Raw genomic sequence first — 21,384 nt, forward strand, 5'->3', positions numbered from 1 at the left:
ATGAATTCTACCATGATGCTGCCACTTGATAATCAGCTTACCTTTCCCGAAGATGATCCTGAGCCAACAGCGCCGATAGAGCCAGAGTTTGAATCCTGCTGTGGAAGCGGCTGTGGGGAGAGCTGTGTCTTTGATATCTATTATGTTTTACGTGCTCAGTACCTTGCGGATTATGCCGCCTGGCAGGCGCGTCAGGCAGCCCGTAAAGAGTAAAATTTTGAAAAAATTGTTATTAGTTTGTGCTTTCATCTGTGCCCCGGCCCACGCTGGCGGGCTGCCTGCCGAGATTTTAGTGGCTTTAAAGGCTGCAAAACTGCCCGGTGATTCTCTCAGTCTTGCGATTGTACCGCTGCAGTCGTCTTTACCTGCAGTCTATTTTCAGGGAGATAAGCCAAGCAGCCCGGCGTCGACCATGAAGCTGCTTACCACCTATGCCGGTTTGTCGCTTTTAGGCCCGGCTTATCAATGGAATACTGAAATTTCGTCCACCGTTAAACCCATGAATGGCATTTTAGATGGCGATCTTTACATCAAGGGCTATGGGGATCCAAAGCTGAATCTGGAGCGGTTCTGGCTGATGCTGCGCGATTTAAAAACGGTAGGTGTAAAAGAGATCCGGGGTGATTTAGTACTTGATCGCAGTTTTTTTAGCATAAACGATGAAAACGCTATCTATGACGACGATGGAGATGAGCCGCATCGGCCTTTTTTGGTTGCACCAGACAGTTTGCTGAGTAATTTAAAAAGCCTGCGTCTCACGCTCAGGGCCGAGGCGGGTGGCGTAATGGCTTCGCTGGAGCCCAATTTGGCCAGCGTGCAAATTGATAATCAGCTGAGCAGCAGCCCCGCAGCTTCCTGCGCTGCGCTAAAAAACAAGCTGCAGCTAGCTATCGATAATCAGGGCAGTAGCGCCAAAATCGTGCTAAGCGGCAGCATGCCATTGGGCTGTACGAGCGAGCGTTATTTGGCGCTGCTGGATCACCCAAGCTATACCGCCAGCCTGTTTCGCAGCCTGTGGGCTGAATTGGGCGGGGTGATTACGGGGGCAAATCGCACCGGTGTTGTGCCCGCTGAGGCGCAAGTTTTGCTAACTGCACGCTCGCCCGACTTAGCCAGTGTGATTCGGGATATCAATAAATTTAGCAATAACACTATGGCGAGCCAGTTGTATTTAAGTTTAGGCACGGTAGAAACAGGCCACGATTCATCGGCTAAATCATTTGCGGCAGTGCAGCACTGGCTTGCTGGCCGGGGCAAAACTTTTGATGAATTAAAAATGGAAAACGGCTCGGGTTTATCAAGGCAGGAGCAAATCAGTGCACGGCATATGGCGGATTTATTGATCGACGCATGGCAAAGCCCGTATGCGGCAGAATTTATCTCATCTTTGCCGCTGGTGGCGCTCGATGGCACGATGAAAAAACGCCTTGGCAATATGGCGGGCGAAGCGCATATCAAAACCGGCACTCTGCGTGATGTACGCGCCGCCGCAGGCTATGTGCGTGATATCAATGGCCAGACTTCGGTGGTGGTTGCGATGATTAATCATCCGCAGGCCAGTGCAGGTTTACCCGTGCTGGATGCCATATTGCGCTTTGTGCATCTTAGAGTAACAAAGTAGCCAGGCCATACTGCTGTGGCGGGCGAAACACCGGGGCCAGTCAGATTGATTTGCAGGTGCATAAATGGCATCCAGATCAAAGCGCCGCTGATCGGTACGGATGTGGCTATTGCTGATTGGTATAGCGCTGCTCTTTCGCGCAGTGCTTATCAGTTTATTTTTTGTCATTTTTATGTTTGTTTTACAAGAAAGATAATCAGCCGCTATTGCTGTAATAAGGAGGCTTCTGACATCTGCTGGGGCTGTTTACTGAATACGTGCTGGCCCGAAGGGGCATAGCAAGGTAAAATTCGGCGATTATTTAAACATCAAAGATTTTGACAGCATGGATAAAATTCTGATTTTGGACTTTGGCTCGCAAGTAACTCAGCTGATTGCCCGCCGTGTTCGCGAAGCGCATGTGTATTCTGAGCTGCATTCTTTTGATGTATCGATCGATTTTATTCGTGAATTTAAGCCGACCGGCATCATCCTTTCCGGCGGCCCTAACTCGGTTTACGAGAGCGATTACCAGGCCGATCCAAAACTGTTCGAGCTGGGCATCCCTGTGCTGGGCATCTGCTACGGCATGCAATGGATGGCCGAATCGCTAGGCGGCAAGGTAGAAGCAGGTACGGTACGCGAGTTTGGCTTTGCCGAAATCAACTCGCAAGAAAACAGCAAATTATTTGGCGGTCTTGAAGATCGCAAAAACAGCGCTGGCGAAAGCCTGCTGGAAGTCTGGATGAGCCACGGTGACAAAGTCACCGCGCTGCCAGCCGGTTTCTCTGTGATCGCCAGCAACGATGCCTGCCCGATTGCCGCAATCAGCGACGAAGCACGTGGCTTCTACGCTGTACAATTCCACCCGGAAGTGACGCACACCCTGAAAGGGCGTGAAATGATCAACCGCTTTGTGCTTGATATTTGCGGCGCCAAGCCAAGCTGGACCATGCCTAACTACATCGACGTAGCCGTGGCCAAAATCCGCGAACAAGTCGGCAGCGACGAAGTGATCCTGGGTCTATCCGGCGGCGTGGATTCATCCGTAGCCGCTGCGCTGATCCACCGCGCCATTGGCAACCAACTGACTTGTGTGTTTGTAGACAACGGCTTGTTGCGCCTGAACGAAGGCAAACAAGTGATGGCCACCTTTGCCGAGCACCTTGGCGTAAAAGTGATTCACGTTGATGCATCCGCACAATTTATGGGCCACCTGGCCGGTGTAACTGACCCAGAAGCCAAGCGCAAAATCATTGGCCGCGAATTCGTAGAAGTATTCCAGGCCGAATCTGCCAAACTGCCAAGCGCGAAATGGCTGGCCCAAGGCACCATCTACCCGGATGTGATCGAATCAGCTGGCGCAAAAACCGGCAAAGCGCACACCATTAAGAGCCACCACAATGTAGGCGGCCTGCCAGAAACCATGAAGCTCTCCCTCCTGGAGCCGCTGCGTGAATTATTCAAGGATGAAGTGCGCGAATTAGGCGTGGCATTAGGCCTGGCCCCAGAGCTGGTCTACCGTCACCCATTCCCAGGCCCGGGCCTGGGCGTGCGTATCCTTGGCGAAGTAAAACAAGAATACGCAGACCTGCTGCGCTTTGCCGACGCCATCTTTATTGAAGAACTGCGCGCTGCGGTGGACGAAAAAACCGGTAAAAACTGGTACGAACTCACCAGCCAGGCCTTCGTCGTCTTCTTGCCAGTGAAATCCGTCGGCGTAATGGGCGACGGCCGCACCTACGACTACGTAGTGGCACTGCGCGCCGTAGTCACCTCCGACTTCATGACCGCCAAATGGGCCGAACTGCCTTACGATTTGCTTGGTAAAGTGTCCAATCGCATCATCAACGAAGTGAAAGGCATCAACCGCGTTGTTTATGATGTGTCAGGAAAACCACCTGCGACGATTGAGTGGGAGTGATTCTGTTTTTTTGTTTGTTGAGTATTACAAACACAAGCAAAACCTCAGTCAATGGCTGGGGTTTTGTTGTTTTTAGGGGTGGGAGAGTATGCCGCTAGCTGTTGGTGAAGGTGATTTGTAATGGTTTGAGTGGTTTTGTTAGCTCTTTGTGTTTAACTGTGGTCTGACCCCAGTTTTGCTTTCATAAATAACATATATTCGCCAAATTCTCATCCTGCTATTTAATCCGCTACCCGCCTTTTAGAAGTAACAGACGCTCTTTCGGTAAAAATAAAATGTCGAGCAACTCTTTAGCAGTGTAGTGTGCACTCAAATAAATGGTTGGGCAGCCAAGTGTAATAATCGTAACCATTATCTCCATGCATTGTCTTGCAAGATTTAGCCATTTTTTAAATTCAGCATCATTAAAAGATGGAAAATGAGCAAGGGCATGTATCCCAGACATATGAGCCAAAGATGCAGAATGTGTATACTTACATAATTCAGAATAACAATTTTGCAATTTATTAATATAACTACTCTTAGCCTTATTGAGCGGTTCAACTTCCTTAGCAAATTCAAACAGTTCATACACACTAGTTGTTGTAAGTGCTGCTTTATTAAATATACCAACAGAAAATCGAAGAAAATTTTCAATACAGCTACGTAAAGCCATGTGACCAGGCTTATAGGCTCCATGAAGGCAGCAAAATAAACCACTACTAACATCTGAAATGGACTCTCGAAAATGAGCAAACTCTTGAGAATCTTTATTTACTTCTTTTAGAAAGAAGTTAAATTCATTTGTCTTTTCTTTTTCGCTACAAATTGACCACAACTGCAAAAAAGGCAAATATGTTTTGTGGGCGTTTTTCACAACGCCTAATTTTTCAGGTGTGTCTGCAACATGCTTCAGAGAATAAGACCCGATAAAATCTTTTAAACGTTCAAAGTCAGTATCAGCAATTCGAGCCATTTTTTAATTTCTCAATAAATCTTGCAAAGTCTCATTCCATGAAAAATTACCCGCTCGTTTTTTTGTTGCAACTTGAGCAAGCTTATCATTATCTTCAACGAGTCTTTCTAGCGCTTTAACTAGCATACTTAATTCTTGCTCCCCAAGAGAATCTGTTTCACAAACAATCTTGCCAATTATCTCATATCTAGATCGCTTATCTGAGAACTTCATTTCTAACTTCAACACCAAACTTGCAAACTCAGCAATATCTTCATTTTGAGGAAAAAGACTTTTATCTTGAAACAATCTTGGTAGCACCCCAATTAAAAAATGCTTGTTTGGACTACTAGACTGATATGATAGAGCAACAGAATTTGAAGCCGGAATGTCCTTAACTAAAGATTTTCTTAGTAAATTAGCAGCATTTTCTAACTGTCGAACATCCAATGTCTTAATTGTCCATACAAGATCATCCAAAGCCATAGATGATTTCTGCAATTGATTCCGAGTAACCTCAGAGCTCTCATCGATAATTATTTTTTTAATCATTTTCAATCTCGGTAACGAATTTATTTACCAATGCTGTCAGACTTGCCCGCAGCTCAAAGTCATCCATATGAAGGATAAATGGTTGTGTAAGTTGATTTCTAGCCAAGTCGGCACGCTTAGGTAGATATTCACTAAGCACATAGTTTTTCCAATACTTATTTCCTGCCAAATTAGTTCTAGCATCATTAAACATGACACTATCTGGACGCTCAACCATTGTCAAAATAACACCTAAACATTTTAATTTCAAAGCATAGCTTTTACGTCTTCGATCGATAATTGACCATAGCAAGTCAATCCCAATTAACGAAAGTGGGTCTGGCTTAACAGGAATAACAAAATAGTCTGATGCTATTAATGCACTAGTCATCCACATGGATGGTGTTGGAGGAGTATCAATAATTGCATAATCAAATTCTTCAGGGATTAACTTCTCTTCAATTAATCGCTGAATTGCGAATTCTCGCCCCTCACCAGTAGTCATTTCCAAGCGATAAAGATCAATGTTACCGGGAAGAACCCACAATTGACCTTTTTTTTGCAACTTAACATCTTTTAGCTCTAAAGGCTCAGAAGTTGATACTCCACCAACAACACTTGCAATTGGCCTCTTTTCGGTATCAAAAACGTTTAATATTGTATGCTTACCATTTCGTAAAATAGACACATACTCATCACCAGTAAATAAGCACTGCGTCGCATTAAACTGAGGATCGACATCTATTACAACCACTTTTTTATTATGCGTCCGAGCTAAACAATGAGCCACATTCAATGCAAGTGTCGTTTTGCCAACGCCACCTTTCATATTTACAAAACTAATTGTCTTCATGCATATGCCTTAAATTGAACGAGTGGTTTGAAAGGGCTAGTAAACTGGGCAACCTACCAACAGTATACTTTGCCTACCCTCTTAACGTAATAGAACAACCGAGGACAGACCACGGTTAATTTATAGATGCTTTGTTTTTGACTGTAACCGCAATTTTTTTAATCGCCAAAAGCCTGCCGCACCGCATCAACAACCCGTTCACCAAACTCTGGCTTTTCTGCAAGGATTGGGTAGCGCTTACAAAGTTGATTGGATAGAGCGTTCCCATTCTGCCGAATGCTACGAATAATGCTGTCCAGCTCATTGTCTGGCGCTTCTAAAAATTGCTTGATGGCATTGCGGGCTTGGTCGTTGGCTTTTAAGAAACGGGCTTCTTTGCGCATTTCTTGTGTCAACGTTGTGTCGATGATTTTGGCGAGATATTCGGCGTGTGCAGTAAGGTCGGGGTAGCGCCACGCGGGCAGTGCATCGTCATAAGCGCTGAAATAAAGATTGTATTCAACGCCATCCTCGGCGATGACAGGTTCGCCAAAATAGTATTGATCGGCATATTTGCGCATCAAGCGGCGCGAAAAACGCTCAAGCACTTTGTCGTACGCGGCGCGTGCCTGCGTGCTATCTGCGATGGTCGCTGAGACGGGCAGAATAATCGGCGCGGGAACAAGCCCATCGCGGCGCAAAATATCATTAATTAAAAAACGCGATATCCGGCCATTACCATCTGCCATCGGGTGAATATAGACAAAGCCGAAAGAGGCTACTGCGGCGCGTACGATGGATGATGCGCCTTGGCTGCGTTCCAGAAAATGCGCAAGTCCAGAGAGAAGGGCGTTCGTTTGCTCCCAATGCGGGGCGATGTAATCAACGACTGCTTGATAGTGGGCTGAATGCCCAACATAAACAGGGGAGCGACGCAGTCCGTAGCGCAGAGCCATATCACCCAAAATGCCGCGTTGTAATAGGCTCAGGGTTTCGGGCGTGAATGGATTGTCGTGCTGCCCGCATTCGTTTTCCATGACAGCAGCAAAGCGGCGGATACGGTCTTCTTTATCCTGCTCACGCTCAATTAAAAAGCTGGCGCGGCTCTCTTTGACGGTGAGCCAAACTGTACTGCGTAAAATCAGATCAACGCCGAAATCAGTTTCTAGTTCGGCCAGTTTGGCTGGTAAATCGTAGGTTTCAGTCGCCTGTATGGCTGTGCTTCGACGAACGATAGGGCAGTAATGGCGATTGCCCGGCAGATTGTCACGAACTCGCCAGCGTGGGCAATTGATCGATGTGCCAACCAGATACAGTGTGGGATCGAGTGCATCAATGTAGTTGCCTCGCGTTAGATTCGGCGCATCCAGCGTGTCATCCAGTAGCCACTCATATAAGAAGCAGGCGCGGCGGGCATAACTTCCTGTTGGCTCTCGCGCTATCCATTGTTCCAGCTCTTGTTTGACCAAAGCTTGAGAAAAAAGCCGAGCCAGAAATTCCAGATGGATGCCTTCATATTTGAAGGCAAAAGCCAGTTGCTCACTAAACGTATCAAGGGGGCGGTATGACTCAGGATAAACCTCAAAACGGATGTCGCCATTATTTGACGTGGAGCGGTTACGCCCGATCTCACTCTGCACGGCCAGTGGGTGTACAGAATGGACGTTGTAGGTGAGCGATAGCCATTGATACCCGATCTCAGCCATAAAATCGATTACTCCATTATAAAAACGATTATTTATTAATGTTTTTTAATAAAAACGATTATAGCAGGCGTGTTTGGCTTGGTGTGTTTTGCTTGAGAGGTGGTGAGTTAAATTAGTATGTATTTTCTGATCATGAGCGGGGCGATGAAAATGAGCCAACTAACATGGTTTTCAAAAGGTTAATTGCTAAATCCTCTTTCACCCAATCACCGCCTTAAACTTACTACTCTCCTGCTGAATCAACTGGCTCTTATAATTCACCCCCACCGAATAGGCGGCGATTTTTCCCAGATGCGTGTAGGGCAGGGCGGTTTCCTGGTGCCAGTCATTAAACAGCTGCTGGATTTTGTTTAAATCGCGTTTGGCGGTGGGCTGGTCGGGGATGTCTAGGCCTGCTTGCTGCAGCGCAAGCACTACATCTTGCGTTAATACAAAAGCGTCTTTGCCGATGTAGCGCAAAAACCATTGCCCGGTTTGCCCGCCCAGGCGGCTGCCGTGGGTTTTTAGAAAGGCCATCAATTCAACCTGGCGGGATGCGGGGTAGGTGTTTAGAAAACGCGCAAAGCTGCCGTGTTGCTGGCTGTATTCCCGCACAAAGCTCACGTTTTCCATCAGCGCCTGAATCTTTGGCCAGTGCCGCACTACGCGCACGTCGCTGCAATAGGCTTCCCATTGCTCGGCGGAGAGCATGGCCAGCCGCTCTGGATCAAAGCCGAAAAAGGCTTCTTCAAACTGCGGCCATTTATTGCTGATTACCGTCCAGTTAAAGCCCGCCTGATTAATGGCTTTGCACATCATGGCTAGGATGCGGTGATCGGGCAGTGCTAAAAATTGTGCTTCGCTGGCAACTTGCGGCAGCAGGTCTTGTAAAGCCTGCTCGCCCCCTTTGCGCGCAATGGCGCGGGCTTTGATTTGGGCAAATTTCTGCATTGTTATCTCGCTGGTTTGATTGGGCTGCCATGCAAATGATTAAAGTATTTATGGTGCTTGAAGGGGCTCATTTTTACCCCGAATAGCCATGGTTTATTTGCAGAAATCCCTTTCCACTATCTGCGTATTTATTTAGCTTTAAACGAGTCGATGGGCTTTTATTTTCCCCCAAAATGGCTGCCCATAGTGAAAACGCTACAGGTGATCCACATTCATTAAGTAGTGCTCTGCTTGCAATAGCGCAGCGCCATATCGCCCAAAATGCCGCGTTGCAATAGGCTTAAGGTTTCAGCCGTGAATGGATTTTCGTGACGGTCGCATTCGTTTTCATAACGGCGGCAAAGCGATGAATTCGCTGGTCTTCTGGTTCGCGCTCAATCAGAAAAATGGCGCGGCTCTCTTTAACTGAAAACGGTTATAACAGACGGGTTGGGGGTTGGTGGGTTATGTTGGTTGGCTTGTACTGAGGTGTGCTAGAGGGGTGAAAACGCTATGAACTGATCATGGCATTTTTCATAGTCGTATGTTTTTTACTTTGTAGATTTGTTTAATAAGTCATGAGCTTATACTGCTTGATAATGATTAGTGGGAGTGAGTGCGGTTTATAAGTATTTGATTTTATTGATTATTTTTCGTGTCATTGATGATGTGTAGTGCATAATCAATGGCATTTTTCATGGCAGGTCGCAAACGGGAATATGACCCTGCCTCGATACCATGAGAGTGGGTGGGCAACGCTCATGGTATCGGTATGTGGCCGTCGTCGGCAACCATTCGGCCCTGTCTCGCCAAATGCCGTGAGGGCTCTTGTGGCGGATTACCAGGGCTGGGTCGTCGGCCCCACGGTGAACTCTGTAATGTTGGTGTCGGCCGGTTGCTCGATGGCGAATGCGACGACACTGGCGATTCGATCTGACGAGATGCCGTGGGCTTCGTAAAGCGCTTGCATGCCCGCCGATGTGGTCGGGTCGCTGATGGTGCTCAGTAACTCGGTGTTGATTGCCGCGGGGTAGATGGTCGCTGTGCGAATATTCGTCTTCTCCATCGCCGACTCGATGCGTAGGACTTCCATAAATTCTCTTACGAACCACTTCGTGCCGCCGTAGACTGCGGCACCCGGGTAGGCTTTGAGCCCAGCCACCGATGAGGTGGCAATCACCTGGCCGGACTTCTGGGTGGTGAAGGTCGGCAGAATCGCCGCCACGCCGTTGAGCACGCCCTTGATGTTGATGTCGACCATTTCGTGCCAATCGTCTGTTTTCATGGCTGATAGAGGTGCGCTGGGCATGATGCCAGCATTGAGGAAGATGACATCGACTTTGCCGTAGGTATCCTTGGCCAATTTGACGATGGCATCGTTGTCGGCCTGCTGGGTGACGTCTAGCGTCTGGTAGATCGCTTCGCCACCTGCTGCAGAAATCTCATCGGTAAGTTGCTTGAGTTTATCTTCGCGTCGCGCCCCAAGGACCACCTTGGCGCCCTTGGCTGCCAACAACTTTGCACTTGCTGCACCTATTCCTGAAGAAGCGCCGGTAATGATGACAACTTTGCTTTGCATGGTTTCGTTCTCCTGTTTGTTCAACAAATATGGGGTTTGAAAAAGACTTCGGTCAGGCCTTGGGGAACAGCAATTCCCAATTGGCCATGGGTCCCAGGGGAATGATGTCCCAGCCGATCAAATTGGCCGTGGCCAGCGGAAACGACATCAGTACGGCGCGCGCGGCCTCTACGGATTCGGCTTCAGCGGTGATCGCCACGCCGGGACGGTCCTGACGGAAATAGATGTCGCGGATGAAGCCGGTCTTGTACAGATCCCAGGCGTGGCGCACCTCGTCGAGCATATGAGAGCCATATTGCTCCATGGTGGCGTTGGGTTGCGGTACATCGAGGCAAAGTAGTTTCATGGGAGTCACTCCAGTGAGTTATAAAAAAGATGAGCGAAAGTTAATGAAGAGCGTCTCAGGCTGGTACGGCGTCGAGCTGCGGTGCGGTCAGACAGGCCCGCAGGGCCTGCTGGAAGCCTGCGAGCTTGTTGTCGCTGGCACCCATGGCCTCGTAGAAGGCCAGCGGTTCGGCGTAGGACATGCCAACGTACAAGGCGCTGGCTTTCATCGGTGTCAGGACTTCTTGAATGCTGCTCTGGATCAGGCCGGCGGCCGAGTAGGTATGAGCCGTGACACCGGCCGAAACCACCACCTGCATTTGCTTACCATGCAGTGCCTTGCCTTCCGGGCCGAAAGCCCAGCCATAACTCCAGACCTGGTTGAGATAGGCCTTGAGCATCGGAGTGAGGTTGAACCAATGGATGGGAAACAGATACACCACGCGGTCCACACCATGATGAGCCCGCTGTTCGGCGGCGACGTCGAAGGCGGAGGTGTCGTGGCCGTAAAGGGTTTCGAGGTTGCGCACCGTCACATTGGGCAAGGCCTCGGCGGTCTGCTGCAGCGCCTTGATAACCTGTGACTGTTCGGGATAGGGATGGGAGACGATTAGCAGTGTTTTCATGGTGTGTCCACTTCAGTAGAGGGTTGGGTCTGGCTTCACAACAAGGCTGTGAGCTTGCGATGGGTGAATTCTGAATAGATTCATCCTTGAAGAGAATCGGCTATTTGGTTTAGGATGTGTCAACTTGAAGTTGTTAATCTGGGCTTCTGCCCGGGGAAAGAGAGAGCGGGTCATGGATTCATCACAGCGCGTCCGCGCCATTTTGTCCTTCGTCCAAGCGGCCGATGCGGGCAGCTTTGCCGCAGGCGCCCGTGCGCTTGGCATCTCTTCGGCTGCAGTCAGCAAGAACATTGCGGGGCTGGAAAAAGCACTGGGGGTGCGGCTGATGAATCGCACCACCCGCAGCCTTAAGCTGACCGAGGAAGGTGAAGCCTTCCTGCGGCAGGCCCGGGTGGCGCTGGAGGCGCTGGACCTGGCGGTTGATGCGGTCGTTTCCCAACGGGCAGCCCCTTCTGGGCGGGTGCGCATCTCCACCAGTGCCGGCTTTGGCCGCGAGCAACTGACTCCAGTGTTACCGGGCTTGCTGAACACCTATCCTGGCCTGGCGGTCGAGGTCGATTTTGATGACAGGGTGGTCGACCTGGTCCATGATGGTTACGACATCGCCTTGCGAGGCGGACGTATCGCCGATTCCTCGCTGGTGTCCCGGACCGTTTGCAAGTTCCGAATGGTGTTGGTGGCCTCGCTGGCCTATCTGGAAACCCACGGCATTCCGAAACAGCCTGAAGACCTGCTACGGCACCGGATGCTGAACCGGCGCTTTCTGGGCGGGCGAATTTCGCCGTGGAATTTCGTCGCCGAGGACGGGAGCATCAGCACGCTGAACACCGAATCGGCCTTGATAACGATGTCTTCACCGGAAGCCCTGACCGAGATGGCGGTCGCGGGCGTCGGTGTGGCGGAAATCGGTATCCATCATGCCTGGAAACACCTTCAGAGCGGGGCGCTGCGACTGCTGTTGTTGCGCTCGCATCATCCTGGACAATTCGAGATGACCTTGCAGTATCCTCACCGCGCCCTGGTGGCACCGCGGGTGCGGGTGACGGTGGACTATCTGCTTGATTCTTTTGCCAACATGCCCGAGCTTCATGTCTCTCAATCGGACCTGAGTGCCTGCGAGGCTTAATCCGACTTGAGTCTTTGCGCGATTAAGTTGCCAGCGTTGATGATTGATCGTATTTTTTCTCGATCATGGTATTTTTCATGGCATGGTGCTATTGGTAGTTTGTAAGTTGCTGTCGCAAAATGACTTTTTTAGCTGTTTACAACTGAGTGGGAATGATCCCGCGTCTGGCAACGTCCGGCACTAAGTAGCAGCAAACACTCCTCAAGCCCGCATAAATGCGGGCTTTTTGATTTTTTATGGTAATTTCAGGTGCGGAAAGCTAGCTTCAAAGTCAATTATGATAAATTCGATAATCTGTAGTCAGATTTTCTGCTGATTAGGCGATTGGGCTCAGCCAATAAAGGAAAAATAATGCATTTAAAATCACTGCATATAAAGAATTTTCGTGCACTTGAAGACTTCCAAGTCAGCAAGCTTGGCCGTGTCAATCTGATCGTCGGCAAGAATAATTCCGGGAAAAGCTCGGTGCTGGAAGCGTTGCGGATTTATGCGGGGAATGCGAATCCTAATCTATTGGAAGAAATTGCATTTGGGCATGATGAGAAATATCGGGTTAATGATGGTGCGCTAGCTGATTATGCGGATATTCCCTTTGTTGATTTTTTTTCTGGAAGATTATTTCCACTAGATGATGAATCCTCCATTTTAATTGGCGAGGTGGATGATGAGCCGCAAAAAACCCTCGAGATAAAACATTTTCTCATGGGCATGGCTCATGAAAATGTCGAACGGGATGGCGAAGCGCGTTTGATTGAGCGTCCAATTATCTTGAGTAAATATGCAGTAGCGCATGATGGTGTTGATTATGATATGCAGGCACTGATTGTTAGCAAAAATGGAAATTCTAAATTATTAAATTTAGATTCACTCACTGGTCGTAGACCGAGGCAATGGTTCGAGGCGAGTGATGGGTTGCCGAGTAGTTATATCCCGACTCAGTTCATTTCGATGGATGCGTTAGCTGATTTATGGGATCCGATTCAGTTTTCAGAGCATGGCGATTTTGTGCGTGAAGGTTTGAAATTGATTGCGGATGATTTTGAGCATCTGGCTTTTGTGAAGGCCGAACCAGATTTATCAAGAGCGCCGCAAGGACTGATTGCAAGGACGATGAGTAGCAATTTACGGCGAACAGCAATGGTCAAATTACGCAGCATGAATAAACCCATTCCATTGAACAGCATGGGTGACGGCATGTTGCGAGTCTTGCAGCTGCTTTTGAAAATTTTTCCTGCAAAGGGTGGTTTTTTGCTGATCGATGAGTTTGAAAATGGCCTGCATTACTCGGTGCAGGAAAAAATCTGGCGACATTTGTTTGATCTTGCCGAAAAATTGAATATTCAAATCTTTGCTACGACCCATAGCTGGGATTGCATCGAGAGCTTTGCCAAAGTGGCCGTTGAAAAAACGTCAACAGAGGGTGTGCTATTCCGCGTTGGCCGCAGTGTGCGCACCAGCGATCAGGGCCGAGTGATTGCTACGGTGTTTGATGAGCAGAAGCTATTTAATATCACGCAGTCCGATGTTGAGGTGCGCTGATGGCTGATCGTTTATTACTGGTTGAAGGTGAGGCAGATCGGGCTTTTTTTGAACTGCTTTGTCGAAAGCACACTGTAGATGCCGAAGCGATCAAAGTGTCCTCTCCAAAAGGACTTGGCGGTGATTGGGATTCCAAACAAGGTGTTTTGAATCTACTTGAGGCGCAGATCTCGGATTTGAATGATGGTCGGCTGCAGGCTCTGGCTATTGTAGTTGATGCTGATCGCGCACCCGATGGTGGTTTTGCAAAGACCATCCAGCAAATTACGGTTAAGGTTACGCCGCAGGGTTATGGCACGCCGCCCGTATCACTGGTTACTGGAGGCTTGCTCTATAAGCACAATGATGGCTTACCAGACCTTGGGGTTTGGGTGATGCCGGATAATAAGAACGAGGGGATGCTGGAAGACTGGATTAAGCAATCTGTATCGACTGCTGAACAAGGATTTTTTACGCAAGCCCAAAGCACAGTCGCTAACCTTGTAAACCCCAAGTTCGGAGCTCCCCGTGTAAGCAAAGCTGAAGTTGCGACCTGGTTGGCTTGGCAAAAACAACCTGGTGAGGGGCTTTATTGCACGGTGAAACATAATTTGCTCGATTCTGACGCACCACTACATACTGGGCTAGTTCAATGGTTGAAAACCGTGTTTCCTTAAGGTTTGTGCTTTTTTTTAATCCTCGCTTCTCGCTTTTTTAGCTATTCAATTGGTCTGTGCACATGAATTTCCCAAGTGGAAACGTTGATACAGCTACGGCTGATTTAGTATCAAGTCCTAACTTTCAGCTCAAAAAGCTCATCCTGATCGACTCACTCAGCATCGGCCGGATTATTGAGTTTCCGGTGGATGGCGGAGCAGTTTTGACTGGGCGTAATGGCCGTGGCAAAACGTCGATGCTGCAATTGTTGCTGCTGTTTTACGGCGAAAGCCCGAATCGGATTGTGACCACCGAAGCGGGGAAACACAGTTTTACTGGCTACTATCTGCCGCGTACCACTTCTTATATCGTCTTTGAATATCAGCGCCCCGATGGTGGGCTGCGCATGGTGGTGGCGCACGCCGACAGGCATGGCGAGAAAGTGTGTTTCCGTTTGGTACGCGAAGGCTTTGACCCTAGGCAGTTCGTGACAGCTGATGGGGCTTTCGTGCCTGCGCCGCAGTTGGTCCGTCATTTAAAGCTGGCTGGCTTTCGCTGCCATGAACAGCAAATTGAATCTTTGGCTGAATATCGCGCCATCATGCTGGCAACGCATAGTAGCGGTGGTGATCGCAAACGGTTGCGTGAGATCCGCGAGCTATCGTCAGATTACGGCTTTACGCTGCCCAATAAACCACTGCATCAGATTGAAAAAATCATTACCGGCATGTTTCGGCGCAAAACCAATTTTGAAGATCTGCAGAGCATGGTGGTGGAATGCACCAGCGATACCCAGCAAACGCTGAGTATGACGGCGGATCGCAAAAAGCTGGAAGACTGGCCGCGCCACTTTGCCGCCTACACGGCGGTGATGACGCTTGAGTCTGTCATGAACCAAGCCGATCAAGCGGCACAGCAACTTGAAGCGGCGCGTGCCAGTTTGGGCGAAGTCAAAGGCAAGCTTGAGTCCTTGCTCTTGCATCTAGAAGACCAATGGCATGGTTTAGCTGAGCAAAAATCTAAGCTCGATACCGAGCATCAGCAGGCACTCAATCGATATACCGATGCGCGTGGACAGCTGCAAAGCAAAAAGATCGAAGCAGGCAAGCACGCACAGTATGCCGAAGGCAAAGCCACCGAGCTGCTGCAGGCGTGGGATCACTACGAGCAACAAGGGATTCGGGCAAGCGATGAGTTAGTTGCTCGCGGCCAAGAATTACGCGATGAAAAACAGCAGCTTGAGAAACGGCAAGAAACGTTGCTGGGCGAGCAAAGCGAAATTGCGCAGCGTTATGAAACTTTAAAGCAGAAGCAACAAGCGCGGTTTTATTCCGAGAAAGAGGTGCTTGATCAACAGGCAGATCAGGAAAGGCAACGGTTTGAATTGCTCGAACAGCAGCTAGAGCAGAAAGTTGCAGGACAGCGACTTGATTTAGATGCCACGCAAAAAACACAGCGCGAACCCTATGCCTTGGCCTTAGCACAAGCGCAGGAATCGGTTGGCTCTTGGCGTGCTCAGCTCAATAACCCGCAAGTACCAGCCGAAAGTCAGGCCTTGGTCGATACCAAGCAGCAGGCGCTGACCGACGCGCTAGAAAAGAAAAATCAGCTTTCTAATGTCCAGCAAGAAAAAACGGCTGCGTTTAGTACTGCAAAAGTCAATTTCGAGCGGCAAGAGCGCAAAGTTGAAGACAAAAAAAATGAGCTCGCCAAACTTGAGTCCACTCTACTAGAGAAGCAGCGCTTTGCCATGCCCGAGCCGGGGACATTGCTGCATTTTCTGCGTTCTGAATGCTCAGATTGGACACAGGATGTGGCCCGCGTGATTGATGGTGAACTGTTAACGCGCACGGATTTAAGTCCGCAGTTTATTGAACGCATCGATTCGCTGTATGGGCTCAATCTTGATTTATCTAAGCTGGCACCGCATGTGCTGGCCGACGAATCGACGGCTCAATTTGAAATTGTGCAGCAGCAACGCCAAGTTGCTTTGTGTCGTGCAGAGTTGGAGGCTGAGCAAGCCACATTCGGCCAATGCAGCAGTGTGTGTGCGCAAACTGAAACGGCCATGCGGCAACATGAGCAAGTATTGTTGCAAGCCATGGCTCACGTGGAAACTGCCAAGGCTGAATTGGCATCTGCAAAACAGCAGCTGAACGAGCAGCGCAATCTTGCCAAAGCAAATGCAGAAGCTGGCTTGGCCAGGGCCAAACAGACATGGGAGCACTGCCAGTGCGAGATCGAGCAACTTGATCGTGCTTGTCGAGATGCGCGCGATGAGCTTGAGCAAAAGGCAAGGCAGGAGAAGAGCGCTTTATCCGAGCAAAAACGTGCGGCGATTGAAACGCTTAATACTAAAGAAAAAGCGGCGAGAGCCGAGCTAGCACAAACGTTGTTGCAATTGGATGCCGAATGTCGTTCTGCGCTTCAGGCTCAGGGTGTCGATACCGAGCGTTTGAAAGAAATTGCTGATCGTTTGCAGCTTATTGATCGTGATCTTGGAAAAATCAAATCGGTGATTGAATCGGTGCAGAGCTGGCGACTCTGGCTGCGCGATGAATGGCCTAAGCGTGAAAACTGGCAACAAGATGCGCTCCAGCATCGTGCGTATGAAGAGGCGTTCAACCAGCAACTAAAAGCGCTCGATCGTGAATGGAAAGAGGGTGAATCCCGCTATCAGGCTCAGTTTGAGCAAGTTAAGCAACAGCTCGAAAAGCTCGACCAACAGCAAAAATTGACGCGTACTCGACTTGAAAAGATGGCGGCATACACCGCGATCGAGGTCACTGTGGTTGATCTGAGCTGGACACTGGATCTGCTGGTTGGGCTGGCGAATAAAGCGGAAGACGATGAGCAGCAGTGCAAAACCGAAGTACGGCGCTTGGTGGGCGAGCTCAGGCGTGGGTTTGCTAAAACTCCTGGGGCAAAACCCTATGAGTTTATGGAGTTAAATCGCCTTGGTTTGATTGATGCACCTGATGAAGCGTGGGTGCCGCTATTCAGAACCTGGTTTACAGAAGAACATCGCACTGTGCAGCGCATTTTGTTGATGGATGCGCGCCTGATTGCAGGCACTGTGATCCAATTTCATCGAACAATGGATGATTTTCATAAAAAGGTACTGCAATTTAATCGCGAGCTGCAAAACCATCTTGACCAGAATATTTCATTTGAAAGCATTAGCCAGGTGAAGGTTGAGGTCGTTTCGACGATTCGTGAGCTGGCGTATTGGCAGTCGATTTGTGATATGGCTGAGGCAAATCATCATTGGGTTAATGGTATGAGCAATGAACTGCCGCCAGAGGCATTTGCTAAAACGCTGGATGATTTGTTGAGCCACTGGGAAACGAAGTCGGGTATTCAGGCTGATTTAAAGCAGCTGATCCGGATTCAGGGTGAGGTGGTTGAAAATGGCAACACACGTCAATTTAGGAAAGCATCGGATCTGGAGGCGGTTTCATCCAACGGCTTGTCCTACCTAGTGTTGGTCAGTATCTTTGTCGCCTTTATTAATCGGATTCGCCGCGATGCGAATGTGAATATTGTCTGGGCTTTGGATGAGCTTAAGGATTTAGATAGTGGCAATGTGGTGCATCTGATTGAGCTATTGAAGCGAAATCAAATCACACTGGTTTCGGCGTTTCCAGACCCTGACCCAGAAACTTTGGAATTGTTTAATCATTGTTTCACGGTGGAGCCAGATCGACGCCTGATGCAAGTGCGTGTTGCTGACCCATTTTTGCTGGAAGAGGAGGCTGCTCATGTTTGAACATACAGTGCGTCTTTTGCTCGAAGGTATATTTGTTTGCGAGATCACGCATCGCGAAGCGTTTGCCTTTTTGAATAACCCAGCCAATCAGCAGAGCGTGAATGATTATTTGGGAAAAATTGGTCTGAAACTATCCAGAACTCAGCATGGTGGATCGTTTTTTGCGGCACACATAGAAACTGGAGGACCAGAGAAAAAAGCTGCGAAAGAAGTTTTTACCAAAATCAAGCATGAGCTTCGCCCCTTGGTGGCTTTTCTTGAATTGGTAATGCGGGCCTCGCAAAAGGATGATGTGATTTGCGCTGGCTTTGTGATCGAAACGGCAAGCGTGATGCTGTCGATTGATAGTAATCCAACGCTGCGCAACGATTTGCAATCGCTCGCTAATTTGGTGAAGGGGCCGGCTGCTGATAGCTCGGATCGTGCCCGATTTAATAAAGTACTGAATCGCTTTAAGGATGAAGGTTATTTGTATCTCGCCAATAGTGAGCGCGAGATTTATCAAGTCACTGGCAAGATTGAATTCATCATGGAGGCAATTGCCTTTTTGTCCGAGCATGAAAAGATCGGGCTTGAGGACGAAGAAGCCGAAGTCGCTAGCCAAGGATCATTGCTGTGACCACGGGTGTAGCACATATTGCGGCCTATCTTGAGGTGCTGCATAAATATCGTGACTTGGTCGCCGATGCCTACATCAACGGCGGTATCACACTGAGCGATGAAACTCAGCGCGCCTTGTATTTACTCAAGCAGCACCGCGCGCTGGTGCCATCGATGCAGGATGAATTTCGCCTCAATTCAAGTTTAAGCCGTCACTTGGATGAAGTTTTCCTGCGGCAGCGCAATTACGCCGTCAGTGCCAACTTTGCCGAGCAAATTGATCGTTTGCCACAATTGATTGATGAATATCTGAAGGCATGCCTTGACAACCGTTCTGAAGATCGAGATACCTACTCGGATGATTTCAAATCGGGCGTGTTTGAATTGGCGGAAGGACTCGATTCATTCTTAGCCCTCATGCGCTCTTTGGCAGATAACCGTTTTGCCAATGTCAGCACCCTGGAGCAGAAAAAACGCCAGAATGAGTTTTACCTTGGCAAGTGCGAACAAATTGGTGTTGCGCTGGGCGCATTGCAAGCTACTACATTGTTGGAGCAATTAAGTGGTTCGTCGTTGCTGCTGCCCTTGCTGCAAATCTACCAGAGCCAAATCTTAGAGCGTTTGCCGCAATGGCGCGCCTCGCTGATGGATATTTCAACGGTCTTAAAAGAATATCTGTACCGCTTGCGGCAAGTCGAGCCACAGGCTCAGCGTTTACGTGCATTTGCCCGGTTTCTACGCAAAAACCCGGATTACAGCCCGCCTGATGTGGATGAACTCAATCATTTGCCTGATTGGTGCTCAACGTTCGAAGGTTTCAAGATCTCAGCCCACGCTGATTTATCGGATAACCTGACCCGCGATGTTTTAGTTGAAATCGCGCAAGCTATACCGGCACCCAAATTGCGTTTTGCTGTAGAGCGCCAAGCTGGCCAAATGATTACGGATGATGCGCAAGACCGAGTAAGTATTATCGTAGCATCACCAGTTCAACGGGCATTTGCACTGTATTTGAAGGCAGCAAGACTGTCTCAAGTGCCGATGTCAGCCATTGAGTGGCTACGAAAAATGCCCGACTATCCGTTAATTGATGAGGCTGCGTGGCTGGTTTATGCACTGCATGCTTGGCAGATTTTAGAGGCCAAGAAAAAAATATCCGATTTAGCGATGCGTCGTATGGAAGCAAACGTGGCCTATCCAGGCCTGAGTGAAGCTATGTCTGGTAATCTGATTGTGACCGATGTGGAAATATGGAAAAAAGCTTAATCAAAACCTTGCTGCGCATTGTACAAAGTGATGAGAATAGATTTGCACCTTCACTTGGATTAACCCAATTTGCCAATAACCATCAAATTGGTCGCCAGCAGGGTAAAAGTTATCTTTTTAATGCTACCGACAAGCAAATCATTAAAGACCTGCTTAAGATTGAAGCGGGGATTGATGCAAATTCAACACGCCCCGATGCATGGGATGGATTAAGTCGTACGGAAAGCTTGGCATTAGCTAGTAACGAAAAACTAAGCCGAAGTAATGTGAGATTGAACCGCGTTGCAGTTAAAGCTTTAGCGGGCAGGGCGTTATGCCTTGGCGATGAGGCGATGAAGCTTCCTGATGGAAGCCATTTGGAGCTGGATTGGCAGCAAGTTTCACTGCTAAATCGGCACGATGGCGTAGTGCTGGTTGAAAATTGGGAAGCATTTGAAAATATCCATAATTTGCAGTTTGAGCCCAATATTGCTTGCAGCAACCCGCTCGTGATATTTCGGGGAATGCCGCAGGTTTATCGGCAAGATTATTCAATCGAACTTTTAGAAACGCTCAAGTTGCCTGTTTACGCTTTTGTTGATTTTGATCCGGCTGGCTTAATGATTGCCCTTAGCACGCCTCATTTCATGAGTTTAATTGCCCCACCCAATGACATGCTTGATGCTGCCTTTAAAGCGTGCACCAATGTCGTAAGATTTCAAAGCCAGCTGCCTGAAACACAAGCTGTGCTAGAACAGTGTACGCATTCTGAAATTAGCCACTATTGGCAATTGTTTAAAAATGCTGGTGTAGCTTTACCCCAAGAATATTTCTTGTCGGGCATCTCATTAGTAACAACGAACGAATTAATTCAATATTAAATTGGCTATGACAAAAATTCAGCAATCTCTTCTTTCTTCATTTGAGCACCACCGCTTTGTCTTCCGTACGATGTCGAAGCTAATTTTGCTTCTGAACTAAATGATTTGGGTGATAGCACCATTGTTTAGCTCGATAGCATCGTCGCATTGGGCGTAAAGCTAGATATTGAGCGCGTGCCCGCAGATAGCAAGTGGCTTTTTTATAGCCAGCAAGAGCAGCCTGTGCCTGAGGATGATTGGCTGCTTGATGTGCGTATGCGCGCAAAACCGTTTCATGTGGATGAAGCGTCGATCCAGTTAGAAGAGCTTGACTTGTCAATCAGCACCGAAAAAGACCTTGAATGCATCCACCTTGCCAGCGGAGTATCTGCCAGACATGCATGTGGAACAACAGGGGCGAGTCTGAGTTTCGCCTTTGGTTGCAGGGGCAGCCGTTTACCGTCTTGAGTGTTTTGATCCGAAGCCAAGACTTTGATCTGACGCGTAGGGTCACAAAGTGGAAGGAGTCAGAAAAACTGGCGGTCTTTATCGCTGGCGGCCTTCGTGCCTGTCTGGCTAGAGGGGAAACTTTTATCGGCAAGCCAGACGAAGGGCCAACATCAGGTGGGGAATTGGAAAAATGA

General features: G+C 48.7%; 19 protein-coding genes. 11 read left to right on the forward strand and 8 right to left on the reverse strand.

The annotated features are described in order from the left end of the window. The first annotated feature begins 12 nt into the window (after nt 1-12). The 3 genes from EJO50_RS04820 (at nt 13) to guaA (ending at nt 3,524) form a co-directional block, all read left to right on the forward strand. Complete coding sequence (locus EJO50_RS04820) at nt 13-213, forward strand: oxidoreductase-like domain-containing protein (protein WP_206434452.1); 201 nt, start codon at nt 13-15, stop codon at nt 211-213. A gap of 4 nt (nt 214-217) precedes the next feature. Next, entirely contained in the window at nt 218-1,621 is a 1,404-nt protein-coding gene (gene dacB, locus EJO50_RS04825) for a D-alanyl-D-alanine carboxypeptidase/D-alanyl-D-alanine endopeptidase (protein WP_164521431.1), read from the forward strand. A gap of 325 nt (nt 1,622-1,946) precedes the next feature. Beyond that, entirely contained in the window at nt 1,947-3,524 is a 1,578-nt protein-coding gene (gene guaA / locus EJO50_RS04830; RefSeq protein WP_125971997.1) for a glutamine-hydrolyzing GMP synthase, read from the forward strand. Between the two features lie 229 nt (nt 3,525-3,753). On the opposite strand, the gene EJO50_RS04835 is transcribed toward guaA, so the two are convergent. From EJO50_RS04835 to EJO50_RS04870, 8 genes are all read right to left on the reverse strand, one after another. Continuing rightward, a complete protein-coding gene (locus EJO50_RS04835) occupies nt 3,754-4,479 on the reverse strand; it encodes a hypothetical protein (RefSeq protein WP_125971999.1) in 726 nt (241 codons plus the stop codon). Nucleotides 4,480-4,482: 3 nt separating this feature from the next. After that, on the reverse strand, nt 4,483-5,010 hold the full coding sequence (locus tag EJO50_RS04840) for a hypothetical protein (RefSeq protein WP_125972002.1): 528 nt from the start codon (nt 5,008-5,010) through the stop codon (nt 4,483-4,485). Continuing rightward, nucleotides 5,003-5,842 (reverse strand): ParA family protein, encoded by an 840-nt coding sequence (locus EJO50_RS04845; RefSeq protein ID WP_125972004.1) that lies wholly within the window; start codon nt 5,840-5,842, stop codon nt 5,003-5,005. Before EJO50_RS04845 ends, EJO50_RS04840 begins: the two co-directional genes overlap by 8 nt. 158 nt (nt 5,843-6,000) lie before the next feature. Continuing rightward, on the reverse strand, nt 6,001-7,527 hold the full coding sequence (locus tag EJO50_RS04850) for a Fic family protein (RefSeq protein WP_125972006.1): 1,527 nt from the start codon (nt 7,525-7,527) through the stop codon (nt 6,001-6,003). 198 nt (nt 7,528-7,725) lie between these two features. Then, a complete protein-coding gene (locus EJO50_RS04855; RefSeq protein ID WP_125972008.1) occupies nt 7,726-8,457 on the reverse strand; it encodes a DNA-3-methyladenine glycosylase I in 732 nt (243 codons plus the stop codon). Between the two features lie 817 nt (nt 8,458-9,274). Next, a complete protein-coding gene (locus tag EJO50_RS04860; RefSeq protein ID WP_125972010.1) occupies nt 9,275-10,015 on the reverse strand; it encodes an SDR family oxidoreductase in 741 nt (246 codons plus the stop codon). A 52-nt stretch (nt 10,016-10,067) separates the two neighbouring features. After that, entirely contained in the window at nt 10,068-10,361 is a 294-nt protein-coding gene (locus EJO50_RS04865; protein WP_125972012.1) for a superoxide dismutase, read from the reverse strand. Nucleotides 10,362-10,416: 55 nt separating this feature from the next. Continuing rightward, entirely contained in the window at nt 10,417-10,965 is a 549-nt protein-coding gene (locus EJO50_RS04870; protein ID WP_125972014.1) for an NAD(P)H-dependent oxidoreductase, read from the reverse strand. A 172-nt stretch (nt 10,966-11,137) separates the two neighbouring features. Between EJO50_RS04870 and EJO50_RS04875 the strand changes: the two genes are divergently transcribed. The 8 genes from EJO50_RS04875 (at nt 11,138) to EJO50_RS04910 (ending at nt 21,208) form a co-directional block, all read left to right on the forward strand. Beyond that, a complete protein-coding gene (locus tag EJO50_RS04875) occupies nt 11,138-12,091 on the forward strand; it encodes a LysR family transcriptional regulator (RefSeq protein ID WP_125972015.1) in 954 nt (317 codons plus the stop codon). 351 nt (nt 12,092-12,442) lie between these two features. After that, nucleotides 12,443-13,630 (forward strand): AAA family ATPase, encoded by a 1,188-nt coding sequence (locus tag EJO50_RS04880; protein WP_125972017.1) that lies wholly within the window; start codon nt 12,443-12,445, stop codon nt 13,628-13,630. Then, nucleotides 13,630-14,286 carry a DUF3226 domain-containing protein gene (locus EJO50_RS04885; RefSeq protein ID WP_125972019.1) on the forward strand — a complete coding sequence of 219 codons (657 nt, stop codon included), beginning with the start codon at nt 13,630-13,632 and terminating at the stop codon, nt 14,284-14,286. Before EJO50_RS04880 ends, EJO50_RS04885 begins: the two co-directional genes overlap by 1 nt. 62 nt (nt 14,287-14,348) lie before the next feature. After that, a complete protein-coding gene (locus tag EJO50_RS04890) occupies nt 14,349-18,035 on the forward strand; it encodes an ATP-binding protein (RefSeq protein WP_125972021.1) in 3,687 nt (1,228 codons plus the stop codon). Beyond that, the gene (locus tag EJO50_RS04895) at nt 18,028-18,654 is read left to right on the forward strand and encodes a condensin complex protein MksE (RefSeq protein WP_125972023.1); all 627 of its coding nucleotides are present in this window, start codon (nt 18,028-18,030) and stop codon (nt 18,652-18,654) included. Before EJO50_RS04890 ends, EJO50_RS04895 begins: the two co-directional genes overlap by 8 nt. Then, the gene (locus tag EJO50_RS04900; protein ID WP_125972025.1) at nt 18,651-19,901 is read left to right on the forward strand and encodes a hypothetical protein; all 1,251 of its coding nucleotides are present in this window, start codon (nt 18,651-18,653) and stop codon (nt 19,899-19,901) included. Before EJO50_RS04895 ends, EJO50_RS04900 begins: the two co-directional genes overlap by 4 nt. Further along, a complete protein-coding gene (locus EJO50_RS04905; RefSeq protein ID WP_125972027.1) occupies nt 19,886-20,761 on the forward strand; it encodes a DUF7281 domain-containing protein in 876 nt (291 codons plus the stop codon). Before EJO50_RS04900 ends, EJO50_RS04905 begins: the two co-directional genes overlap by 16 nt. A 147-nt stretch (nt 20,762-20,908) precedes the next feature. After that, entirely contained in the window at nt 20,909-21,208 is a 300-nt protein-coding gene (locus EJO50_RS04910; protein WP_125972029.1) for a hypothetical protein, read from the forward strand. Nucleotides 21,209-21,384 lie beyond the last annotated feature (176 nt).

This window comes from Iodobacter ciconiae, assembly GCF_003952345.1.
Classification (GTDB): Bacteria; Pseudomonadota; Gammaproteobacteria; order Burkholderiales; family Chitinibacteraceae; genus Iodobacter; species Iodobacter ciconiae.

What these genes read in the sequence shown, in the direction of transcription:
- EJO50_RS04870 (WP_125972014.1), bottom strand. Translation starts at nt 10,965, where the DNA reads ATGAAAACACTGCTAATCGTCTCCCATCCCTATCCCGAACAGTCACAG.
- EJO50_RS04895 (WP_125972023.1), top strand. Translation starts at nt 18,028, where the DNA reads ATGTTTGAACATACAGTGCGTCTTTTGCTCGAAGGTATATTTGTTTGC.
- EJO50_RS04875 (WP_125972015.1), top strand. Translation starts at nt 11,138, where the DNA reads ATGGATTCATCACAGCGCGTCCGCGCCATTTTGTCCTTCGTCCAAGCG.
- EJO50_RS04885 (WP_125972019.1), top strand. Translation starts at nt 13,630, where the DNA reads ATGGCTGATCGTTTATTACTGGTTGAAGGTGAGGCAGATCGGGCTTTT.
- EJO50_RS04865 (WP_125972012.1), bottom strand. Translation starts at nt 10,361, where the DNA reads ATGAAACTACTTTGCCTCGATGTACCGCAACCCAACGCCACCATGGAG.
- EJO50_RS04845 (WP_125972004.1), bottom strand. Translation starts at nt 5,842, where the DNA reads ATGAAGACAATTAGTTTTGTAAATATGAAAGGTGGCGTTGGCAAAACG.
- EJO50_RS04840 (WP_125972002.1), bottom strand. Translation starts at nt 5,010, where the DNA reads ATGATTAAAAAAATAATTATCGATGAGAGCTCTGAGGTTACTCGGAAT.
- EJO50_RS04820 (WP_206434452.1), top strand. Translation starts at nt 13, where the DNA reads ATGATGCTGCCACTTGATAATCAGCTTACCTTTCCCGAAGATGATCCT.
- EJO50_RS04905 (WP_125972027.1), top strand. Translation starts at nt 19,886, where the DNA reads ATGGAAAAAAGCTTAATCAAAACCTTGCTGCGCATTGTACAAAGTGAT.
- EJO50_RS04880 (WP_125972017.1), top strand. Translation starts at nt 12,443, where the DNA reads ATGCATTTAAAATCACTGCATATAAAGAATTTTCGTGCACTTGAAGAC.
- guaA (WP_125971997.1), top strand. Translation starts at nt 1,947, where the DNA reads ATGGATAAAATTCTGATTTTGGACTTTGGCTCGCAAGTAACTCAGCTG.
- EJO50_RS04855 (WP_125972008.1), bottom strand. Translation starts at nt 8,457, where the DNA reads ATGCAGAAATTTGCCCAAATCAAAGCCCGCGCCATTGCGCGCAAAGGG.
- EJO50_RS04835 (WP_125971999.1), bottom strand. Translation starts at nt 4,479, where the DNA reads ATGGCTCGAATTGCTGATACTGACTTTGAACGTTTAAAAGATTTTATC.
- EJO50_RS04860 (WP_125972010.1), bottom strand. Translation starts at nt 10,015, where the DNA reads ATGCAAAGCAAAGTTGTCATCATTACCGGCGCTTCTTCAGGAATAGGT.
- EJO50_RS04890 (WP_125972021.1), top strand. Translation starts at nt 14,349, where the DNA reads ATGAATTTCCCAAGTGGAAACGTTGATACAGCTACGGCTGATTTAGTA.
- EJO50_RS04850 (WP_125972006.1), bottom strand. Translation starts at nt 7,527, where the DNA reads ATGGCTGAGATCGGGTATCAATGGCTATCGCTCACCTACAACGTCCAT.